General features: G+C 64.2%; 1 protein-coding gene. It reads left to right on the forward strand.

All coding sequences use genetic code 11. From position 1 onward, the window contains the following. Positions 1 to 101: 101 nt before the first annotated feature. Positions 102 to 650 (forward strand): hypothetical protein (locus tag NV1_RS41695; RefSeq protein ID WP_174557536.1); only part of this gene is annotated, 549 nt, incomplete at its 3' end.

Raw genomic sequence — 650 nt, forward strand, 5'->3', positions numbered from 1 at the left:
ACCGACCTACTGGAGAGTTAGTAGGTTTGTCAGTGGATGGGATTCTTATGGTCGTTCGATCCCTCGATGCGGTTGATCGTGGTGTGTGTGCGATTCGTACGGTGGCCGATGCGCGGGCTCATGCGTGTAGGCATCGGTTGCGGTATCGGGTGGCGATCATCGCGCCGAGTGTGGTGGATGCGGTGCGTTCGGTGGGTGGTTGGGTGTTCGATCGGGTGATGTCGGGGTGGGAGGTGACGGTTGTGGTGCCGGGTTCGGTGGATGCGGCGCCGTTGCGGATTTTGGGTGCGATCGTGGTGAATCTGGAGGATGCGTTGGTTTCTCCGGTGGATGGTGTGCGGATCTGGCCGGATGAGCTGGTGGTCGCGGCGGCGGTTTTCGAGTCCGATGCGCGGGTGCGTGCGGGGGTGTCGGCCAATTTGGCGGCGCATGCGGAGGAGATTTTGTTCTGGGGTCGGGGTGAGGGGCGGGTTCGTGGTGTGGAGCATCGGTTGTCCGCGGCTGCGCGGGCGTTCAAGGCCAGTGCGTTGAGGTTGGCCGGGGAGTCGGCCGTGTCGGTGCCGGGTGTGGAGACTTTTCATCGTCGTGGCCCGTCGGGTGATGCGGTGGTCATCGATATCCGGCGGGGGCTGCGCCGCCGCGGATACGAC

It is taken from the genome of Nocardia vaccinii NBRC 15922 (genome assembly GCF_001613305.1).
GTDB lineage: Bacteria > Actinomycetota > Actinomycetes > Mycobacteriales > Mycobacteriaceae > Nocardia > Nocardia vaccinii.